Below are 19646 nucleotides of genomic sequence, written 5' to 3'. Positions count from 1 at the left end.
TTGGCGATCTAAACAATTATTTTTTGGGTGAGCTAGGGGTTTTTGACGAGGAGCAGGTTATCTTTGTTTCCAAATTAATTTGTATTTTTATTCGGCATTTTTTGCAGATTTTTTAACATTCGATATAAATTAATTCAAAGAAGTCTGTGACAGTATTTGGGGTGGCATATGAATAAGCAATCAAAGAAATCGTGAAGGATGAAAATTTATCGGTCGATAACGATAAATAAACCGATCGATTTATCGATTGAAGGTTAAGCGACGGCTACACGGACTCCAGTGAGATGGCTTAATTTAGAGGCCAATTCGATCCCTAAGCGGCTAAATACATTACAGCTGTAATGGTTATAGCTATAAAGAAAAATAGCGGCATTGGGTTTGAGGCTATCGGTCCAATTCATCAGCGGATGTATGTAGCTGTGTAGGGTGTTCGGACTGAGGAGGCTGTTGCCCAGATAAAGACCTTCAGGGGCACCCAAAGATAGAATGTGTAGTTTGTCGAGATTTCGATAGCGAGCTAAGGTGGTTGTAATTTGTACGACTCCATCTTTTGTGGGTTCGAGTACGATCGCATTTCCATCCCCGGTGATGTCCGCAATTCGGGCCGGGCAGAGATCGACTGCTGCATCAACGAACGCGAGAGTATTCGCGGATGCCGTTGCTGGAACTTTGGAATCGAGAACTGGCAATGAAAACTTAGACATTGTCCTCATCTGACTCAACATGGGATGAAAACGCGCAATCGGACCCACTCGCAAAACACCAACTTCACACCCCACTGGCGAAAAGACATTCGCACGCAGACATTACACAGACTTAACAAAGACATTCACGTGCAACACCCCATACGTCCATTACAATCGCGATCGAAGTGCGATCGCCTCAGTAGGTGTGCGGATCTCGGGCGCTGACTGCATTTTGCGGATTTTGCGGTGGTGTTCGCGGACCGATCGTGGTATTGTACCGAACTTGGCAGTCGCGCTCTCTCTTGAGAGAAGATTATCGATCGAGAATACAAGTCGACTCGGACCAGCCATTGGTATCTTCTTGCGAACATAATTCTTCATCCCGCGATCGAACGTATCGGAATGTATCGAGACTGCCATAGCTGACGATAAATCGATCGCGCTGGGAATTGTAGGTTAATTTCAGCTTGTCAGCTTCGGTACTGTGTCCGTAAAAGCTGTGAACTCGACGGCAAAAGATGCCTGCGCGATCGCATTGAAACACGATAAAATCACCGTAGTCTGGATCGATAGTGGGACCGGCAAACACAAGACGATATTGTTGTCCCCAGGGTTCGACAACCAAACTCGATCCGGGGTCAAAATATATCGAGGCGGGTAAAAGTGCAACTGCCAAACACGGTAGTATCCCGATCGCCAGACACGCACGACGATAGATGCGCCGGCGGGTAGACAATGCTAAAACCCCCAAGACGAGAAGCGCCATCGCCAGGATCGGCCATAGGTACCAAGCGATAAAGAGCAACAGGATGAAAAGCACGCTAGTGACAGTGGCGTATGCCAATGCAAAGGGAAAAATCCCCGGTAAATATCCCTCAACAAAGAACCAATAGAACAGTCCAGCGATCGCGACAAATGCCAGAAAGAGACCCACAATTTGCAGTGGCTTCAATTTTTTGAAGATTCCCATTAGAACGCCTCAAACAAAACCTCGAGTTCCGTCTCACTTCAAATAGGCGATCGTCACGCCAGCCCCGCCATTCTTATCCTGGGCGAGTTCGTAGCGATCGATATGGGGAGAACGCTGCAAAAACTCCTGGACTCCTTGGCGCAACCTTCCCGTTCCTTTGCCGTGAATAATCCATAGCGCCCCGCCGATGGGAACCGCTTTGCCGATCGCATTTTCGAGTTGCACTTCCGCATCGGAAATCCGGCTGCCGCGCAAATCCACGGTATTTTGGGAGGTCTGCACTAGAGGTACAGAGGTTGCAGCTGCGGGTTTGGATGCGGGTGAGGATTTAGGCGGTTTGCTAGGGGGAAGTTCGGGTTTTTTGCCGTCGAGAGATTCGATATCAGTCAGTTTTACCGTCATTTTCATGATGCCGAACCGCACGGCGAGTTCTCCATCTTTATCCGGTTGACTGAGGACTTCGGCGGTTTGCCCCAGGCTGGGAATGCGGATGCGATCGCCAATTTTCGGGCGAAATCCGGGTTTGGGTTTCGGGGGGGCACTGCGGGAGGGCAGTTTGCGGTTGGCGATTTTCTCGACGGCAACGGTGGCTTTCTGGGCATCCTGTGCCGTTGCCGAACCTTGTTGCAAATCGCGGATGACTTTGGCAATTTCCCCTTTGGCTTGGGAAATGGCTTGTTGGACGGCTTTTTCCTGTTCTTGTTTGAGTTGCTGTTCCCGTTGTTTCAACCAAGCGGCTTTCTCGGCAATTTCTCGATTGAGTTGTTCCGCTTGGGCAACGAGTTGGGCGGCTTCTTGGGCTTTGGTTTCCTGTTGGCGGCGTTGGGCTTCCAATCCGGAAATCACTTGGTTGACATCGCTGTTACCCCCGGGTGCAACGTAGGTTTCGGCACGATCGACCACTTCAGAAGTTAACCCCAATCGTCGGGCGATGGTGAGGGCGTTCGATCGCCCTGGAATTCCCCACAACAAGCGATAGGTGGGGGATAAACTGACGTCGTCGAATTCCACCGAAGCGTTTTCAAATCGATCGTCTTCGTATTTGAGCGCTTTGAGTTCCCCGAAGTGGGTAGTGGCGATCGTGAGTCCGGCGCGATCGGCGAGATAATTTAGTAAAGCAATGGCGAGGGCGCTACCTTCGGTGGGATCGGTTCCCGCCCCCACTTCGTCGAAAAGTACCAGGGGGAGAAAGGGCTGTACTGGGAGTTCTACTGGGGTTTCTACTGGGGTTTCTACGGGAGAAGATGTGGATTCACCCTCTTCGATCGATTCCTCCAATTCTGGAGTTGGGGGTTCTGCCGGTACGGGTAAATCTTCCTCCAGCGCATCTAAAATCCGGCTTATGCGGCGGATATGTCCGGAAAATGTGGAGAGACTTTGCTCTAGGGATTGCTCATCGCCGATATCCGCCAGAACTTGGGAAAACCAGGGCAATTCTACCGGTTCTCGGGCGGGAACGAATAGTCCCACTTTCGCCATCAACACCGCTAAGCCCAAGGTTTTCAGGGTCACGGTTTTCCCCCCGGTATTGGGGCCGGTAATCGTCACCACCCGGATGTGGGGGGCGATGGTGAGATTCACGGGAACGACTTCGGTGCCCTGTTCGTGCTTGTGCTGCCACACCAGAAGAGGATGGCGCAGTTGGCGCAGGGTGATGGGAGAGGCGGGGGTTTCCCCATCGATGGCGATAAATCGGGGGGGATTGGCTTCCAGCCACAAACTGTAGCGGGCGCGGGCGGTGGCTAAATCCAGGGTGGTGACGATCGCCAGCAATCGTTCCAAGTCTTCGCGCACTTCGGCAATTTGCTCGGTGAGTTCCCGACGCACGGTCTCTTCGATCGCTTCTTCCCGACGCTGGAGTTGCCGCAGTTTGTTGTTTTGCTCGACGATGGCGTGGGGTTCGATGTAGAGGGTTGCCCCGGTGGTGGAGGTGTCGTGGACGATGCCGCGAATGGCATCCTGGCGATCGGCTTTCACGGGGATGACGAAGCGATCGCCCCGTTTGGTAATTACTCGATCTTGCAGGGCATTGGCTTGGCGCTGCATGATTTGTTGGAGAATTTGGTAGATGCGATCGCGAACGCCTTTGAGCTGCTGGCGAATTTCTCCCAATTCCGGACGGGCGCGATCGGTGACTTTCCCGCGTTCGTCGATGCAGCGGTGGATTTCGCGATCGAGTTCGGGATAGGTGCGCAGGGATTCGACTAAGGCTTGGAGGACGGGCAGTTCTTCGCGATCGTCGACGGTGCGGCGCAACTGCCGCGCCCCGGTGAGGGTGGTGGCGACGTTGAGTAATTCTTCCCCGGAGAGAATGCCCTGTAATTCGGCGCGTTCTAAGGATTCGCCGATATCGCAAATGCCCTCAAACGACAGGCTGTTATTGGCATCGGTTTCCAGGCCGTAGGTTTCCCGCGTTTGGGCGAGCAATTCGAGGCTGCGATCGGGGGTGGTGGGGATTTGCAGGTGCTGCGCGGCAACCCTGCCCAACTTAGTGGCAGAAAAGGTGGAGAGGTGCTGGCACAAACGCTGCCATTCTAGGAGTTCTAGGGTTTCCGCTTGTATCAAAACTGGTTGTATGAAGTATGTTTGTATTGTTTGTGTAATTTTAACATTTTTAGGGAACGGGGAACGGGGAATGGGGAATAGGGTGTGGGGAATGGGGTGTGGGGAATGGGGAATGGGGAACAACGTATCGTTGGTTGTTGCTAATGGCTCCGATACTCGATCGCATTCAATAAAATATTTAAATCATTGCGCCGGTTCTCCTCAAAATTTTGCTCGATTTTTCTGCCAATTTCGTCACGAGTTTACAAGGGTTACACCGCCATGGTAGGATTTTGTCAATTAATACGACATGGTTGGGTTTAATCTTGTAGCTACATCGCTCTATTACACCGCTTAAAACCCTAATCTATCGTTAAATCGATCGCCCTTCCCTTCAAAATGCGATTCGTCTCAAAACATAAGTTTTTTAGTCAGCGTTTTGACTGGGGTTTACAAAATTATTCTTTTGTGAGTACAGATTTGTAGTGTAGGGTGGGCAGTTTGGTAATAAATGTAGGAGCCAACCAACACCACGTGAGGTGGGCAACGGTGGATTGGAGATTGCCGGAGAGCGATCGATCGCCACGATTTCACCCAACAATTCTGCTCCCTGTTATCAGTTTTGGTTCGATCGGCAAATTCGACATCGTTTCTCCTTGAATTTACAGATATTTATTTCGATTGCTCGACTACTTCCTAGTATTTACTGAATTTCTCCACAATTCGAGCGCATTTTAACTCAGTAAATCTACGCGGTTTTTCAATAGACGATCGCCCAATGGTTAATTTGTTCGATCGACCTATTGCCATCCTGGGAATCGCCATATAAGAATAGGTGACAAATCGGATTTGAAGAGCGATCGAGCCGGTCACGATCGACTCAAACTCGACAGTTTCACTGAGTCAGCCGATGAAACAATATAGCAAGATTTCCCGCCAATCCTCGCAAACCCCCGTCCAGCGCACCTGGAACAAGATGGAACCGCGCCCGTTCCCGACTCAGGAGACTGCGAACGTGCAGTTAGAAACGGACCCGGCAGCATCGGCAAATCTGGGGAACTATACAGGGTTGAGTTTCTACGGCGCACCCCCGATACAGCGTCAAGAGGAGGAGGAAACCGCAGCAGAGGCAATTATAGCGCTACGCGCTTAGGTTAGGACGATGGTAAGATGACTTAGCTCTCAATGTTCAAATCAAATCATGCCAGCTGCCTACAGTAATGACTTACGCCGTAAAGCGATTGACGCCGTTCAAAGAGGAGAGAAGAAAAGCCAGGTCTGTCGTTTCTATAAAATCAGCAGAAATACTTTAGACCTGTGGCTGAAAAGACTCCAAGAAACGGGGAGTGTTCGCCCTAGTGTACTGGGAACGGGGGGACAAGTTCCTAAGCTCCAAGACCGTGAGAAGTTTCGTCAGTTTATCGTACAGAACAAAGATAAAACTCAAAAACAAATAGCTGAGCTGTGGGGAGAAGGCTTGACTCAACAAAATGTCAGCTATGTCTTGAAACAACTAGGAATCACTCGTAAAAAAAAACGTATGGCTATCAGGAAAGAGATGAAGACAAGCGAGAAGAATTCAAAAGAAGATTAAACGAGATTGAACCCGAGAGGCTAGTATATGTCGATGAGTCAGGGTTTGATAATCGAGAAGATTACCCATATGGTTATAGTCCCAAGGGAGAAAGATGCTACGCACTAAAATCGGGAAAGAGAACTGAAAGAATCAGTTGGATTACTGCCCTCAAAGATAAAACATTGTTGGCTCCACTCACGTTTGAAGGCTCCTGTAATCGAGACTTATTTGAGGCCTGGCTAGCAAATTGCTTGATTCCTCAATTAAAGCCTGGAGATATCATTATTATTGATAATGCCACGTTTCATCATGGAGTGATGATTCAAGAACTGGTAGAAGCAGCGGGCTGCGAAATCTGGTATCTGCCCCCTTATTCCCCAGACTTAAATAAAATTGAAAATTGGTGGGGGGTTTTAAAGACATTGATGAGGCAGAAATTCAAAGAATATGAGACGGTTAGAGATTGTGTAGATGCGGCTTTCATGCAGTGTCCTAACGTATGCGCGTAGCGCTATATCCCACCACCGGGGCGGAGAGAAACCGGAGAATGGCGAGTTTTGTTTGACACTCAAATTTTCTTCGATACTGGAAATGATGCTCTGAGTGCTGAGGCAAATGACATTATCAACAATTTGATTAAACGTATTGATAAATTCAAACAGCAATATCCTGACTATCGTCTGCGATTTGAGATTACAGGTCATGCTAGTCCTCGATGGCAGCATCCACGAGGAGAGATTCCTCAGGATTTAAATCTTGCTCTATCTGAGGAGCGCGCCAATCGTGTATTGGATCAACTGCGTAATGGGACGCGAGCATCTGGGGATGAATCATGTAACTTTGTCGTTGAATCTTGTGCAGGGCAGCACAAGACATTAAGCGAGCCGATAGGCAATGAACTTCCTACTCCCCTAGGCTCTATGGAAGCCCTGTCTGAACTTCGCGATCCCGATGATGATTGGTGGTACGATCGTCGAGTTGATGTGGTTGTGTACCGTAACGAGTTTGGCTACGCACCTAATGAAGCTCCATCTATGTAAGTACGAGCGCTCTTGCAAGATAGATAAACAAGTAGTGGGTAGGGTGGGCAAAGTCCATATTTCTCAGGTTCGCGGAAAATTATATTCAGTTTGCCCACCGACAAGAGTCTCCAGCGATACCAAAATCTGGTGGGCAACGGTGGATTTTTAAGGGTCATTCCAGAACAGATCGATCGCCACCATTTCCCACCCTACACTGACTACACTGACTGAGAGCTACTTCATCACACCGCCAAAAATTGCTGAATCACCTCATTACTCAATTCGCTTGTCGAACCCGATGCCACAATCCCCCCCCGTTGCATGGCATAGTAGAAATCCGCTTGGCGCACGAAATGGAGGTGCTGTTCCACCAGTAATACCGAAATTCCCGTGGTTTCGATGATGCGACGCACGGCGGCTTCGATTTCGAGAATAATTGAGGGTTGAATCCCTTCGGTGGGTTCGTCGAGGAGGAGGAGTTGCGGTTTCCCCATTAAAGCACGGGCGATCGCTAACTGTTGTTGCTGTCCGCCGCTCAAATCTCCCCCCATCCGCGATAGCATGGTTTTCAGCACCGGGAACAGCTCGAAAATCTCCTCGGGAATCTCTTCGTTGCCCTTTCTCCCCCCCGGACGCGCTTCGATACCCAGTAACAGATTCTCCTCCACCGTCAACCGGGGAATGATTTCCCGTCCTTGGGGAACGTAACCGATACCCAATCGAATCCGTTTGTGAGTGGGTTGTTTGACGATCGAACATCCGGCGTACTCCATCAAACCACTTCTCGGTTGCAGCAATCCGACGATGGTTTTGAGCATTGTGGTTTTACCCACCCCGTTCCGTCCGATCAAACACACCATTTTGCCCTTGGGAACGCTCAAATCCACATCCCGAAGAATATGACTTTCGCCGTAGTAGACGTTGAGTCCGGTAATTTTGAGCATCATCTCGGAGGATATTCCCGGTATGGGAGGCTGGATGGAATTGGTTTGTGTCATGAATTTTTATGGGGAATGGGGTGTGGGGGACAAGGGGACAAGGGGACTGTAGGGGCAAAGCATTTGAGCGATAAATCATGGGTGAAACAAAATTTAGACTTCCAAATGCTTCGCCCTCTTCGGCAGCAACGGGAGCAAGATGCTCCCACTATGTATCCACGGTTGACTCTTCCGAAGCCCCCGAAGCCCCCGAAGCCTCCGAAGCCCAACTAGATTTGAGGCTAGAAACAGATTTCCTCATACTCATCACGTGCCATTGTACGCTTGGGCTTCCAAACGGCGAACGACATCTTCAGGTAATCCGAGAAGTTCCACCAACCGGGTGTAAGCGGCTGCCTCTTCTTCGTTAATTGTGGCTTCGTCGGGAGTCCGCGCACTCGACGCAATCACCTCATAGGACAGTTTCAACACCTGTTCTCGTTCTGACGTATCGAGTTCGGCGACTAAATTTTCGATCGACACATCTTGCGCTAAATAATTCTGCAACTCTTCTTGCAAGTGCTGCTGCTGTTCGGCATCTTCGGCGAACAAGCGACTCAGGCGAGATACCATCACTTGGACTTCTTCCGGTGCAATGCTACCATCGGCCCAAGCCATGGACGCGACGATGCGCAACATTTTGATTTGGCGATCGCTAATTGTGGGTTTTTCCCCGAGATACACCTCAATCACGCGGGGGTCATTTTGCACCTCATCCATACTTCCCTCGCACAGCCGCGAACCCTGATGCAACACCGTCACCGTCGTCGCAATTTGGCGGACGAATTCCATATCGTGTTCGATGACGATAATCGAATGGCTTTCGGCAAGGGATAGCAGCAAATCCCCGGTTAACATCGTTTCCTCGTCGGTGAGTCCGGCAACGGGTTCGTCTACCAGCAGTAAATCGGGGGATTGTGCCACCAACATCCCAATTTCCAACCACTGTTTCTCCCCGTGAGACAGCAACCCGGCTTTGATATCGGATTTTGCCACCAGTCCGATGGTTTCGAGTAGTCCTTTAACGGTGAGTTTCTCTCCAGACGGGGTGGGTTTGAATAGGGAGGCAAAAACATTCTTGCTGCGATTGCAAGCGAGTTCTAAATTCTCGCGAGGGGTGAGGTTGAGATAGACTCTGGGGGTTTGAAATTTGCGACCGATGCCAAACCGGGCAATCTTATGTTCGCTGAGGGATTTTAAGTTTCGCCCTTTAAACCTCACTTCCCCTTCGGTGGGTTGAACTTTCCCGGTAATCACATCTAAAAAAGTGGTTTTTCCCGCGCCATTCGGTCCGATAATCGTGCGCAACTCTCCTTCTTCCATACTGAAGTTGAGTTCGTTGAGGGCTTTAAACCCATCAAAACTAACCGTTAAGTTATCAATTTCTAGAATCGGTGCCATTGCTTTTTATTGATTCGTCTGGAGGCGCGATCGCATTTTTGATAAAGGACTCAAGCTAGGTCGGTGGGCAGTTCGATGGCTTGTGTAAAAGTACCTAGTTGACTGACAAAACTACCCAATATACACATTGCTATTCGATTGAATCTCGATTGCCTAACAACAATCAAAAATTGTTAATTGTTAATTGTTAATTGTTGATTATTAATTGCCCATTACCCCAACTCTTCTCGTTCTTGCTCCACTTCCGGATCTTGTTCTAACTTGGGATAAGTTCCGACATATTGAGGTTTGCCGAAAATCGATCGAATTTGGTCAACGGCGCGATCGCGAATCCAACCGACAATGCCATCGGGTAACGCCGTCACCACTATCAGAAATAATGCCCCCTGGAAAAACAGCCAAATTTCCGGAAATTCTTCGCTCAAGAGGGTTTTCGCATAGCGCACCAGCAGGGTTCCTAAAATTGCCCCAATGAGGGTTCCTCGCCCTCCGACAGCCACCCAAATTACCATTTCGATCGAAAAAGCAACTTCCATAATTTGGGGGGTAATAATCCCCGACTGAACGGTGTAAAGCGCCCCTGCCATCCCCGCAATCCCGCCGGAAACCGCAAATACCAATACTTTAAATCCCGTGGGATTGTAGCCGGTAAATCGCAACCGAGTTTCGTCATCTCGAATGGCAATTAACAATCGCCCGAACCGCCCGCTCGTGAGCCAACGACAGACGAGATAGGCAATAATTAAAGCCAGAACGCTCAATCGAAAAAAGACCAATTGCGCTTCATCGGAACTGGCTAAAAATCCGAAAATCGTTTCCGTATCGGTTTTAAGTCCGTTGGTGCCGTTAATCAGTTTTTGTTGCCCGTTAAAAAAGTTAAAGAAAACCAAGAGCGCTGCTTGGGTTAAAATAGAAAAGTAAACCCCGCGAATTCGGTTTCTAAAGACTAAATATCCCAACAATCCAGCAACAATTGTCGGAATTAAAACGAGGGCAACTAAAGTAAAAGGAAACGAATAAAACGGTTCCCAAAACCACGGCAATTCTTTAACGCCATACAACCCAAAAAATTCGGGAATTTCCCCTTCCGGTAGCTGCAACTTCAAGTGCATCGCCAAGGCATAACCCCCGAGGGCAAAAAAGATACCGTGCCCCAGGCTGAGGAGTCCGGTATATCCCCAAATTAGATCGATGCCGAGGGCGACAATTGCTAGGGATAAAAATCGCCCCAGGAGTTTGAGGCGAAATCCAGATAGAAGTGCGGGCATCGCGAAAACCAGAAATAGCCCGATCGCGGCGATAATTGCCCCTTCAATTAACAGTCGCTTCTGGGGATTTCGCTGGCGTTTTTTCGTTACAGTCGGTGTCTCTACCGTCATGAAATTTTAGAGTTGATAATTACGTCACACCCCGTCGAAATTTTACGCATCCACCGATCGCCCTTTTTGCGGAAAAATCCCGGCCGGACGAATTTGCAAGAAGGCAATAATCAGCGCAAATACCATCACCTTAGCCATACTCGTCGTGGCAAAGAAGGTAAAGAATTCCGACAAAGGCGGGATGGGTTCTAGCATCCGGGCGATCGTTCCCGAACCGATGAGGTAGTTTGTCGTTCCGATGGCAAAGGCTGCGACGATACTGCCGACGAGTTTACCCACTCCGCCAACCACCACCACCATAAAGGTGTCGACGATGTAGTTCCCTCCTAAATTCGGTCCCACCGATCCCAACAAAGTAATCGCGCATCCGGCAATTCCTGCCAATCCAGAACCCAGGGCAAACGTGATGGCATCCACGGTATCTGTGGGAATTCCCAGACAGGAACTCATTTCCCGATTCTGCGTCACCGCCCGAATTCGCAATCCCCAACTCGATCGATTCAAGAACCAATACACCCCCACCAAACACAAAATCGTCAGCACGATAATAAACAGTCGGGCGTAGGGGAGTTGGATGTTGCCCATGGGGATGCCCCCCCGCAGCCAAGCCGGGGCGGTAACATCCACGTTGCGGGCGCTAAACCAAGGGCGCGTCAGGGTTTTCGAGCCAAATTTGCCAATTAGGACGCTCGTTGTCACGGCAATTCCCGCGGAAACCGGCAATAGAATCGCGATCGCCCAGTTGCGAATTTGCGCCCAATTGGGACGGCGTCGCAGTACCCACGTCGCCCCGAAATACAACAGGCAGAAGAGCAAAATCCCGATCGTCATGCCCCAACTGACGCTGCGGACGAACTGCCGCAGAATCAAACTCACCCCCCAGGTGGCCAGGAGGGTTTCCAGCGGTCGTCCGTAGAGGTAGCGAATCACCCCCCGTTCTAATATCAACCCAGCAAAACCGGCCACGATAAACGCCGCCGGCAACGCAAAGATAATATAGGTGGCAAACCACGGATCGCCCAAGGGTTTAAACGCATTTTGCACCACATAGGTAGTGTAGGCGCCCAACATCATCAGTTCTCCGTGGGCGAGGTTGATGACGCCCATCAACCCAAAGACGATCGCCAAGCCCAGCGCCGCAATCAGCAGCACCGAACCGATACTTATTCCATTAAATAAACTACTGAAGAGTTGCAGCACGCTTTTTCTCGTTAGCCGAACAGATGAGAGAGACAAGCAAGGGGAGGCTTCGGAGGCTTCGGGAGCTTCGGGAGCTTTTGGAGGCTTCGGGAGCTTCGGGAGCTTCGGGAGCTTTTGGAGGCTTCGGGAGCTTCGGGGGCTTCGGGAGCATGGGAGACTTCTGGGGCGACCGGGGCTTCGGAAGAGTCAACAGTGGATACATAGTTTCTCCCCTTGTCCCCTTGTCCCCTTGTCCCCTTGTCCCCTTGCCCGAGCCAGAGACTAGGCTTCTAACTCGTACTTCTCCCCTTTCTCGGAATCGGACCAATCGCAGCCAAATCCTTTGGTTTCAGGAACGTACTGGTTCCAAGGTTCGGGATCGACGGGACCATCGGTTTCGGAAACGATCTCGAACAGACCGTCCTCTCGAATTTCCCCAATCCGGACGGTCTTGGAAATGTGGTGGTTGGCGTTCATCGTTACCGTCCCTTCGGGCGCGTCGAAGGTTTGACCGTAGGCGGCTTCCCGGACGGCAGCCAGATCGTAGGCATCACCGGCTTGCTCCACCGCTTGCTTCCACAGGTAAACCATAATATAGGCGGCTTCCATGGGATCGTTGGTCACCCGGTCTTCACCGTACTCGGCTTTGAAGTCTGCCACCCACTTCTCGTTTTCGGGGGTTTCCACCGTCTGGAAGTAGTTCCAAGCGGCGTAATGTCCCACGAGGAACTCCGGTCCGATTTGGCGCACTTCTTCTTCAGCAACGCTAACGGACATCACCGGATACAAGTCGGGATTGAGTCCCGCACCCTGCATCTGCTTAAAGAAGGCAACGTTGCTGTCACCGTTGAGGGTATTGAAAATCACCCCTCCATCGGGCAGGGCATCCTGAATTTTGGCAATAATCGGGGTCACTTCCGTATTCCCCAAAGGCAGGTAGTCTTCACCAACCACGACACCGCCTTTAGCATTCACTTGCTCCTTAATAATCGTATTCGCCGTTCGGGGGAAAACGTAGTCCGAACCCACGAGGAAGAATTCCTGACCTTTGTTTTCCATCAGCCAATCCACAGCCGGTTCGATTTGCTGGTTGGGGGCCGCCCCGGTGTAGAAGATATTTTTCGAGCATTCCTGCCCTTCGTACTGCACGGGATACCAGAGCATGTGGTCGGCAGACTCGAAGACTGGCAAGACGGCCTTGCGGCTGGCGGAGGTCCAACAGCCAAAGACGACGGCAACTTTATCTTCTTCGATCAGTTTCTTGGCTTTCTCGGCGAAGGTCGGCCAGTCGGATTCTCCATCTTCCTGGACGGGTTCGATTTGTTTGCCGAGGACGCCACCGGCTTCGTTGATTTCTTTGATGGCCAGTAACTCCGCATCGACGACGGTGGTTTCGCTGATGGCCATGGTGCCGCTCAGGGAGTGGAGAATGCCGACTTTGATGGTATCGCCATCACCAGCTGCTTCACCTCCAGCATCGGCACTTTCGCTACCTTCACCGTTTGTTGCGGGTTCGGTGCAGGCTTTGAGAAATAGGCTCGTTCCCAATGCGGCAGAGCCGTAAATGAGAAATTTACGCCGTCCCAACTTAGACATGGTTCTGTCTCCTCCTCACATTTAATAAATAATGACTGTTTCTAGACTTGAATTTCACGACTTCAATGGCACTGTCGGTCGCGATCGCACCCCTACCGTTCTCGAAACCTAATTTTGACCCAACAGACAAACTCGATCTTGCCCGACATTGCCAACCCTCAAACAATCTGAAGTTCTTGCGAGCGATCGGATTCAAGTTCCAGTTTGGCGATCGCTCTTCAGATCGTTTCGGGTGGCTTCAGATTACCCGAGAACATCATCCTTAAAAAGTTTAGTTCTGACAAGTCTGAATATTAACTGGTCATCATATGATGATTCGATCGATTTAAATCGTGTATTTTGTTACGAAATTTGTGTGGAGCGAGAAAAATGTAGTACATTAAAACGACACATCGACCGAATCAAGCTTTGACTGGTACCAAAAGGCTGAGTAAAGGATAAAAAAAGATTTTCCTGAAGATTTTTGTAGTACAACGTCTCAGATCGGACACGAAAATTTACGGTTTACGCAATCGATCGACGCAATCGATCGCTGTATTGCCGTGAAGGCACAGACACTGCGATCGAACATGAGCGTATTTTCTCCCCCAGCTCCCCAAGCCTTACAAGGAAATGCTTTTCACAATTGATGAGATCGAGCATTGGAATCCAACGAAATTGTAAGGGTTGGCTCTCCCCCAGCTCCCTCAGCCCGGGGTTACTGGTGTCCTAACACGACTGCAGCTGTATCCCACGGATCGATCGAGGATGAGAGACGAATGTCCGCGTCCCATGAATGCGATCGCGCTTTTGAAAGTACCAGGAATTTCAAGTTGGTCCGACAAGGCTTGCTAACATCTCAATCGAAAAAATATTCATCGATCGCTCCCTCCAGATACCCCAGCCGTGGATTGTCGATCTGCTGCAATTTTCCCGTCCCAATCCGTCACTGCGACCACTCTTTCCTCCGCTAGAGGCCAGTCCCAGCTTGATTTTTCACGTTCGGGCAAGGGGCGCTTGCCTATTGCAGTTTTTGGTAGTAGTTGCTACACTCAGACCGTAGGTAACTTTGCTAGTGTAGTTACTGATTGCCTGCTTTCGAATAGACCAGTCTCGTAGTTCCAAGGTGTGAGGAAACGATGAGAAATATATCGTGGAAGATTCTTTTAGCCAGCCCGATCGCTCTCGTCGGTCAGGTGCTGCTCGCAAACTCGGCAGTCGCCAAAGATTTTGCCCCGAGTTTGAAGTCCGATCTCAAACTGTCCGAGGTTCAAACTGCAGAACCCGTTAAACTCGCTCAAACGGCGATCGAACCCGCGTCTTCCGTCTCGGTGGATGAATTCATGCGGGCAACGGAACAGCAATCTTTAGATGGATCGAGCCAAACCTCGATCGATTCCATCTCTCAAGTCACCTCAATTTCTCAGTTGAGCGACGTACAGCCCACGGATTGGGCGTTCCAGGCTCTACAATCCCTCGTCGAGCGTTACGGTTGTATCGCCGGTTATCCTGACGGAACCTATCGCGGTAACCAAGCGACCACTCGTTACGAATTTGCCGCCGGTTTGAACGCTTGCTTGGACCAAATCCTCAACTTAGTTGACGTAGAAGCCGAAGTCACCGCCGAAGATTTGGCCGTGATTCGCCGCCTGCAAGAAGAATTTGCCGCCGAATTGGCGACCCTGCGCGGTCGAGTGGATGCTCTCGAAGCTCGCACCGCCGAACTCGAAGCCAACCAGTTCTCCACCACCACAAAGTTAATTGGGGAAGTGGTCTTCGGCGTAGCCGACTCCTTCGGCGATACCCTCGAAACCGTCGGTCTCGACCAAACCGTCTTCCAAGACCGAGTTCGTCTTAACTTCGTCACCAACTTCGACGAGAAGCAACAACTCTGGACTCGTCTTGATGCCTCGAACGCAACACCGCTGACCAATAGCGGTATTGGCGCTACCACCTACCAAACTGCCGATAGCGGTAACGACGTTGGTATCGGCTGGTTGGCATACTACTACAACGGCGATAAATTCCAAGTTTACCTACCCGCCGCCTTCCCCCTCTGGCAGGACTTCGTTCCCACCGTCAGCCCCTACTTTGAAGGCTTCACTGGTGCGAACAACTCCATCACCAGCTTCGGTGAAAGCAACCCCATCTACAAAATCGGTCTGGCTTCCGGTGGCGGTCTGGGCTTGAACTACTACGTCGGCGACAACGTCACCGTCAGTGCCGGTTACTTCGGTGGAGACTCCTTCAACCCCTCCGAAGGCAGTGGCTTATTCAACGGTGAGTACTCCATGCTGGGTCAGCTCACCTTCGATGCAGGCAAACTGCAACTGGGTCTGACCTACGTCCACGCCTACTTCAATGACTTTGGCGGCGGCGGAATTGGCGATGTGGATGGTAATGCCATCTTCGATACCTTGGTCGGTACCTCTTTGGCACGCAACCCGTTCGACGTGGCAACCGTCACCAACTCCTACGGTGCTTCCGCTTCTTACCAGCTGTCTGAAAAGATTTCCGTGAGTGCCTTCGGCGGCTATACCGATGCCTTTGAAGCGGCCGGTCCTGGCGATGCTGAGATTTGGTACTACGGTCTCGGATTTGCCTTCCCCGACTTAGGTGGTGAGGGCAACCTGTTCGGTCTCCAAGCTGGTGCGGAACCTTACGTGGGTGGAATTGATTTCGGTGGCGATATTGCCGGTGGCGACGATGTGCCTCTGAGCATCCAAGCCTTCTATCGCTACGCGGTCAACGATTACATCAACATCACGCCGGGTGTCGTCGCCCTGTTCAATCCCGGTGGCTTCGGCGATCTCGACGATCCCCTCGATAGCGATCCGATCGTGATTGGCGTTCTGCGCACCACCTTCAACTTCTAGAATTCGAGCTTTCGTTTCGAGTTCAAAGCCCCATATCTGACGATATGGGGCTTTTTAATTCGAGCTAAGGCAACCAGGGATACTGCCGGAAATCCGGGGAGCGTTTCTCCAAAAAGGCTTGCTTCCCTTCAGCCCCTTCCTCGGTCATGTAATAGAGTAGCGTGGCGTTGCCGGCCAGTTCTTGTAAGCCCGCCTGTCCGTCGCAGTCTGCATTAAAGGCGGCTTTGAGACAGCGAATGGCGATCGGACTTTTTTGCAAAATCTCCCCCGCCCACTGTATCCCTTCGGCTTCCAACTGTTCCACGGGAACGACGCAATTCACTAATCCCATCTCCAGGGCTTGCGCAGCGCTGTACTGCCGGCAAAGAAACCAAATTTCCCGCGCTTTTTTCTGACCGACAATGCGGGCGAGGTAACTGGCACCGAACCCCCCATCGAAGCTGCCCACTTTGGGTCCAGTTTGCCCGAAAATGGCGTTCTCGGCAGCAATAGTCAGGTCGCAGACTAAATGTAAAACATGTCCTCCCCCGATGGCATATCCCGCAACCAGGGCAATTACTACTTTGGGCATGGAACGAATCAACCGTTGCAAGTCTAATACGTTCAGACGAGGTATGCCGGTATCGTCGACATAACCGGCTTTTCCCCGTACGCTTTGGTCGCCGCCAGAACAGAACGCATACTTGCCATCGGTGTGGGGACCGGCACCAGTGAGGAGAACAACACCGATTTGGGTATCTTCGCGGGCATCGGCAAAGGCATCGTACAGTTCGAAGACTGTTTGAGGACGGAAAGCATTGCGTTTGTGGGGACGGTTGATGGTAATTTTCGCGATGCCGTCGGTTTTTTGATAGAGGATGTCTTCGTAGGTTTTTGCCGTTTGCCAATCAACTTGCATAGGGGGTGCGATCGCGACTACAGTTTGAGCATTAGATTTGAGAATTGTACGGCAAAAAGCGCGATCGTTTCCTATGCGAAAACTCTATCCCAGCATCGAACCTTACCGCACGGGGACGTTGCAAGTTTCCGACTTGCATACGATTTATTACGAAGAAGTGGGGAACCCGGAAGGGCAACCGGTGGTGTTTCTCCACGGCGGCCCCGGTGGCGGCAGTCTCCCCACCTACCGCCAGTTCTTCCATCCCCAAAAATGGCGAATTGTCTTATTCGATCAGCGCGGTTGCGGTCGCAGTACGCCCCATGCAGAATTGCGGGAGAATACCACCTGGGATTTAGTCGACGATATCGAGAAGCTGCGGAAACATTTGCAGATTGAGAAATGGGTCGTGTTCGGCGGCAGTTGGGGCAGTACCCTATCGCTAGCCTACGCCCAAACCCATCCCGATTGCTGCAAGGCGTTGGTGTTGCGCGGAATCTTCATGTTGCGCCAGAAGGAAGTGCGCTGGTTTTACCAGGAGGGAACCAGCTATATTTTCCCCGATGCTTGGGAGGATTACCTCAAACCAATACCGGAAGCAGAACGGGGAGATTTGATTGCGGCTTATTACAAGCGCCTCACCAGCGACGATGCGGAAATTCGCAACGAAGCGGCCCGCGCTTGGGCGATTTGGGAGGGGAGAACCAGTAAGTTATTTCCCGATCCCGGGGCCGCGCAGAAGTTCGGGCGCGATCGATTTGCCGAAGCCTTTGCCCGGATTGAATGCCACTATTTTGTGAATCGGGGATTTTTCGATCGTGAAGACCAAATATTGGCTAATATCGATCGCATTCGCGACATTCCCACGGTTATCGTTCAGGGACGCTACGATGTGGTGTGTCCGATGGTGAGTGCGTGGGAGTTGCACCGCGCCTGGCCCGAATCGAAATTGGTGGTTGTTCCCGATGCGGGACATTCCATTAGCGAACCGGGGATTACCAGTGCTTTGATTGAAGCGACTGATGAGTTTGCGAATTTGTAAATGATATCTGAGGGGAATGGGGAAGCGCCGTAGGAGAAACGATTGTGGCGGAAATTCTCGCTCTCGAATGAATGTGAAAATCTGTCGTAACGCGATGTTCTCGATCGAGACTCTGGAGAGGCGATCGATTATTTGTTGCGTACCTGCCGCATTTGATGCAAGCCTAATTCTCCTCGCATTCGATTGAGTTCGATATCCACCTCATCGATCGGTTTTGGGGTACGTTTCGGTTTGGGTTTAGAAACGGCACGATTGGGAACTCGATCTATTTTGTTGACCTTTCGATGGCGTTTTTTTGCCCGCGTTTGCCGAACGAGATAGTCCCAGTGATGAAGATAAGCCGCAACAACAAACCAAATAGGAATCATCCCTTCGGCAATGCGATCGAATTGGGCATGTCTCCAAGACTCCTCTCCTAACATTAAATCGGGACGATACCAGCATAGGAGGAGAATGCAGATTAAAGAGCTAAATCCGACAACTAATGTTGCCGTAATACCTTGCTGCCAGCTTGATGGACTGGGAATCCAACGGGGGAGACGAGGTGAAAGCGATTTTGCATTAAAAGCAATCGTTAATATTTGATAGGTATACGTGAGTAAAATTATCGGGAACACTATAACTAAAGCAAGAATGCTCAATAGTGCGACAACTCCGAAAGCATTAAAAATATCGGTAATTCCGAGCCATAAAAATTCTGTACCTAACCAAAAACTGACCATCGTCAGGGATAAACCCATCGGACCCAAAACTAGAATGCTTAGAAAAACCCGCAGCCACGAAATGGGGTACGGAAACCATTTTGGATAAAGGGATTTTAGTTTTGAAGTTGCACCCATCTTTCAATCTTTCTATTTTTAAATTTATGAATGGCTAAAATACTAATTTGGGTTGATATTTTATACTAAAATTATTGACACCCAGTGTTCAATAAGCGTTTCTATCGTGCAGATAAAATTCAGTCAGAATATGGGGTTAAACGCCAAATTTAAACACAGCCTAATTAATACTGATGACTTGAAAAGTATGGTTTATTTTTTAGTCAAAATATTTAACTCTATTAAAGTAATTGAAAAGATGAAGTGTCAATAGAATCCTAAAAAATCCGTATATGCACGAATACTACTGTCAGTAAAATTTCCGAGAGTGGATAAAAATAGCGAGTGGCGTAGTGGCAATACCACAAATCATATAGCGCTACGCAAATGTGTTAGGACATCTACAAAATCTACAAGCTATAAATCGCAAGGTTTTGACTGAGGGCTGAATGCTTACTGCTATAAGCTGGAGAAAAATCGCCAAAATATTTACACGATCGATACTGGCAAATTGAAGCTGAATCGATCGCCCGTGCGAATTGCGCCGAATATCAACTCGATCGCGCGGTCCTCAAGATGCTTGATGCAGGGATGGATATGGAACAGGTAGCGCAGTTGACGGGATTGGAACTCGATCGGGTGCGGCAACTGTCTGGGGAAGGGTGAATTTGTCTGACTCTGCAAAAATGCATAAGTTCTGATGGACTGGACGTACGTAAAAGTA

General features: G+C 50.2%; 14 protein-coding genes and 1 pseudogene. 5 read left to right on the top strand and 10 right to left on the bottom strand.

Features of this window, described 5'->3' with window-relative positions; genetic code table 11:
- Positions 1-254: 254 nt before the first annotated feature.
- From AC2215_RS00585 to AC2215_RS00575, 3 genes are all read right to left on the bottom strand, one after another.
- Complete coding sequence (locus AC2215_RS00585; RefSeq protein ID WP_486807998.1) at positions 255-704, bottom strand: DUF4347 domain-containing protein; 450 nt, start codon at positions 702-704, stop codon at positions 255-257.
- A 295-nt stretch (positions 705-999) separates the two neighbouring features.
- Positions 1000-1656, bottom strand: coding sequence for a hypothetical protein (locus AC2215_RS00580; protein ID WP_486807997.1), 657 nt, complete (start codon positions 1654-1656; stop codon positions 1000-1002).
- A 33-nt stretch (positions 1657-1689) separates the two neighbouring features.
- Positions 1690-4221, bottom strand: a complete 2532-nt coding sequence (locus AC2215_RS00575; protein WP_486807996.1) for an endonuclease MutS2 — start codon at positions 4219-4221, stop codon at positions 1690-1692.
- A gap of 889 nt (positions 4222-5110) precedes the next feature.
- On the opposite strand from AC2215_RS00575, the gene AC2215_RS00570 reads away from it, so the two are divergent.
- From AC2215_RS00570 to AC2215_RS00560, 3 genes are all read left to right on the top strand, one after another.
- Positions 5111-5353 carry a hypothetical protein gene (locus AC2215_RS00570; protein WP_486807995.1) on the top strand — a complete coding sequence of 81 codons (243 nt, stop codon included), beginning with the start codon at positions 5111-5113 and terminating at the stop codon, positions 5351-5353.
- 48 nt (positions 5354-5401) lie between these two features.
- A protein-coding gene (locus tag AC2215_RS00565) for an IS630 family transposase (RefSeq protein ID WP_486807994.1) occupies positions 5402-6285 on the top strand; the annotation gives its coding sequence in 2 pieces (ribosomal slippage) (positions 5402-5728 and positions 5731-6285; 882 coding nt in all).
- Between the two features lie 48 nt (positions 6286-6333).
- Positions 6334-6816 carry an OmpA family protein gene (locus AC2215_RS00560; protein WP_486807993.1) on the top strand — a complete coding sequence of 161 codons (483 nt, stop codon included), beginning with the start codon at positions 6334-6336 and terminating at the stop codon, positions 6814-6816.
- A gap of 224 nt (positions 6817-7040) precedes the next feature.
- Here AC2215_RS00560 and urtE read toward each other — a convergent pair whose 3' ends face one another.
- From urtE to urtA, 5 genes and pseudogenes are all read right to left on the bottom strand, one after another.
- Positions 7041-7742: an urea ABC transporter ATP-binding subunit UrtE gene (gene urtE / locus AC2215_RS00555; protein ID WP_486808060.1), complete on the bottom strand. Its 702-nt coding sequence runs from the start codon at positions 7740-7742 to the stop codon at positions 7041-7043.
- A 699-nt stretch (positions 7743-8441) separates the two neighbouring features.
- Positions 8442-9176: pseudogene (urtD, locus tag AC2215_RS00550) on the bottom strand (urea ABC transporter ATP-binding protein UrtD); the annotation flags it as partial.
- A gap of 212 nt (positions 9177-9388) precedes the next feature.
- Positions 9389-10555, bottom strand: a complete 1167-nt coding sequence (gene urtC, locus AC2215_RS00545; RefSeq protein ID WP_486807992.1) for an urea ABC transporter permease subunit UrtC — start codon at positions 10553-10555, stop codon at positions 9389-9391.
- Positions 10556-10597: 42 nt separating this feature from the next.
- On the bottom strand, positions 10598-11755 hold the full coding sequence (locus AC2215_RS00540; RefSeq protein WP_486807991.1) for an ABC transporter permease subunit: 1158 nt from the start codon (positions 11753-11755) through the stop codon (positions 10598-10600).
- A gap of 261 nt (positions 11756-12016) precedes the next feature.
- Positions 12017-13330 carry an urea ABC transporter substrate-binding protein gene (gene urtA, locus AC2215_RS00535; RefSeq protein ID WP_486807990.1) on the bottom strand — a complete coding sequence of 438 codons (1314 nt, stop codon included), beginning with the start codon at positions 13328-13330 and terminating at the stop codon, positions 12017-12019.
- Positions 13331-14448: 1118 nt separating this feature from the next.
- On the opposite strand from urtA, the gene AC2215_RS00530 reads away from it, so the two are divergent.
- Positions 14449-16185, top strand: a complete 1737-nt coding sequence (locus AC2215_RS00530; protein ID WP_486807989.1) for an iron uptake porin — start codon at positions 14449-14451, stop codon at positions 16183-16185.
- A 64-nt stretch (positions 16186-16249) separates the two neighbouring features.
- On the opposite strand, the gene menB is transcribed toward AC2215_RS00530, so the two are convergent.
- Complete coding sequence (gene menB / locus AC2215_RS00525) at positions 16250-17083, bottom strand: 1,4-dihydroxy-2-naphthoyl-CoA synthase (RefSeq protein WP_486807988.1); 834 nt, start codon at positions 17081-17083, stop codon at positions 16250-16252.
- Positions 17084-17156: 73 nt separating this feature from the next.
- Here menB and pip point away from each other — a divergent pair, with 73 nt between their 5' ends.
- Positions 17157-18104, top strand: coding sequence for a prolyl aminopeptidase (pip, locus tag AC2215_RS00520; protein WP_486807987.1), 948 nt, complete (start codon positions 17157-17159; stop codon positions 18102-18104).
- A gap of 128 nt (positions 18105-18232) precedes the next feature.
- Here pip and AC2215_RS00515 read toward each other — a convergent pair whose 3' ends face one another.
- On the bottom strand, positions 18233-18721 hold the full coding sequence (locus tag AC2215_RS00515; RefSeq protein WP_486807986.1) for a hypothetical protein: 489 nt from the start codon (positions 18719-18721) through the stop codon (positions 18233-18235).
- Positions 18722-19646 lie beyond the last annotated feature (925 nt).

The organism is Zarconia sp. (genome assembly GCF_057467645.1).
Note: the sequence above shows the minus strand (reverse complement) of the source record. Positions and strands in the feature narration are given on the sequence as shown.

What these genes read in the sequence shown, in the direction of transcription:
- urtA (WP_486807990.1), bottom strand. Translation starts at nt 13,330, where the DNA reads ATGTCTAAGTTGGGACGGCGTAAATTTCTCATTTACGGCTCTGCCGCA.
- AC2215_RS00530 (WP_486807989.1), top strand. Translation starts at nt 14,449, where the DNA reads ATGAGAAATATATCGTGGAAGATTCTTTTAGCCAGCCCGATCGCTCTC.
- urtE (WP_486808060.1), bottom strand. Translation starts at nt 7,742, where the DNA reads ATGCTCAAAATTACCGGACTCAACGTCTACTACGGCGAAAGTCATATT.
- AC2215_RS00580 (WP_486807997.1), bottom strand. Translation starts at nt 1,656, where the DNA reads ATGGGAATCTTCAAAAAATTGAAGCCACTGCAAATTGTGGGTCTCTTT.
- AC2215_RS00585 (WP_486807998.1), bottom strand. Translation starts at nt 704, where the DNA reads ATGTCTAAGTTTTCATTGCCAGTTCTCGATTCCAAAGTTCCAGCAACG.
- pip (WP_486807987.1), top strand. Translation starts at nt 17,157, where the DNA reads ATGCGAAAACTCTATCCCAGCATCGAACCTTACCGCACGGGGACGTTG.
- AC2215_RS00570 (WP_486807995.1), top strand. Translation starts at nt 5,111, where the DNA reads ATGAAACAATATAGCAAGATTTCCCGCCAATCCTCGCAAACCCCCGTC.
- urtC (WP_486807992.1), bottom strand. Translation starts at nt 10,555, where the DNA reads ATGACGGTAGAGACACCGACTGTAACGAAAAAACGCCAGCGAAATCCC.
- menB (WP_486807988.1), bottom strand. Translation starts at nt 17,083, where the DNA reads ATGCAAGTTGATTGGCAAACGGCAAAAACCTACGAAGACATCCTCTAT.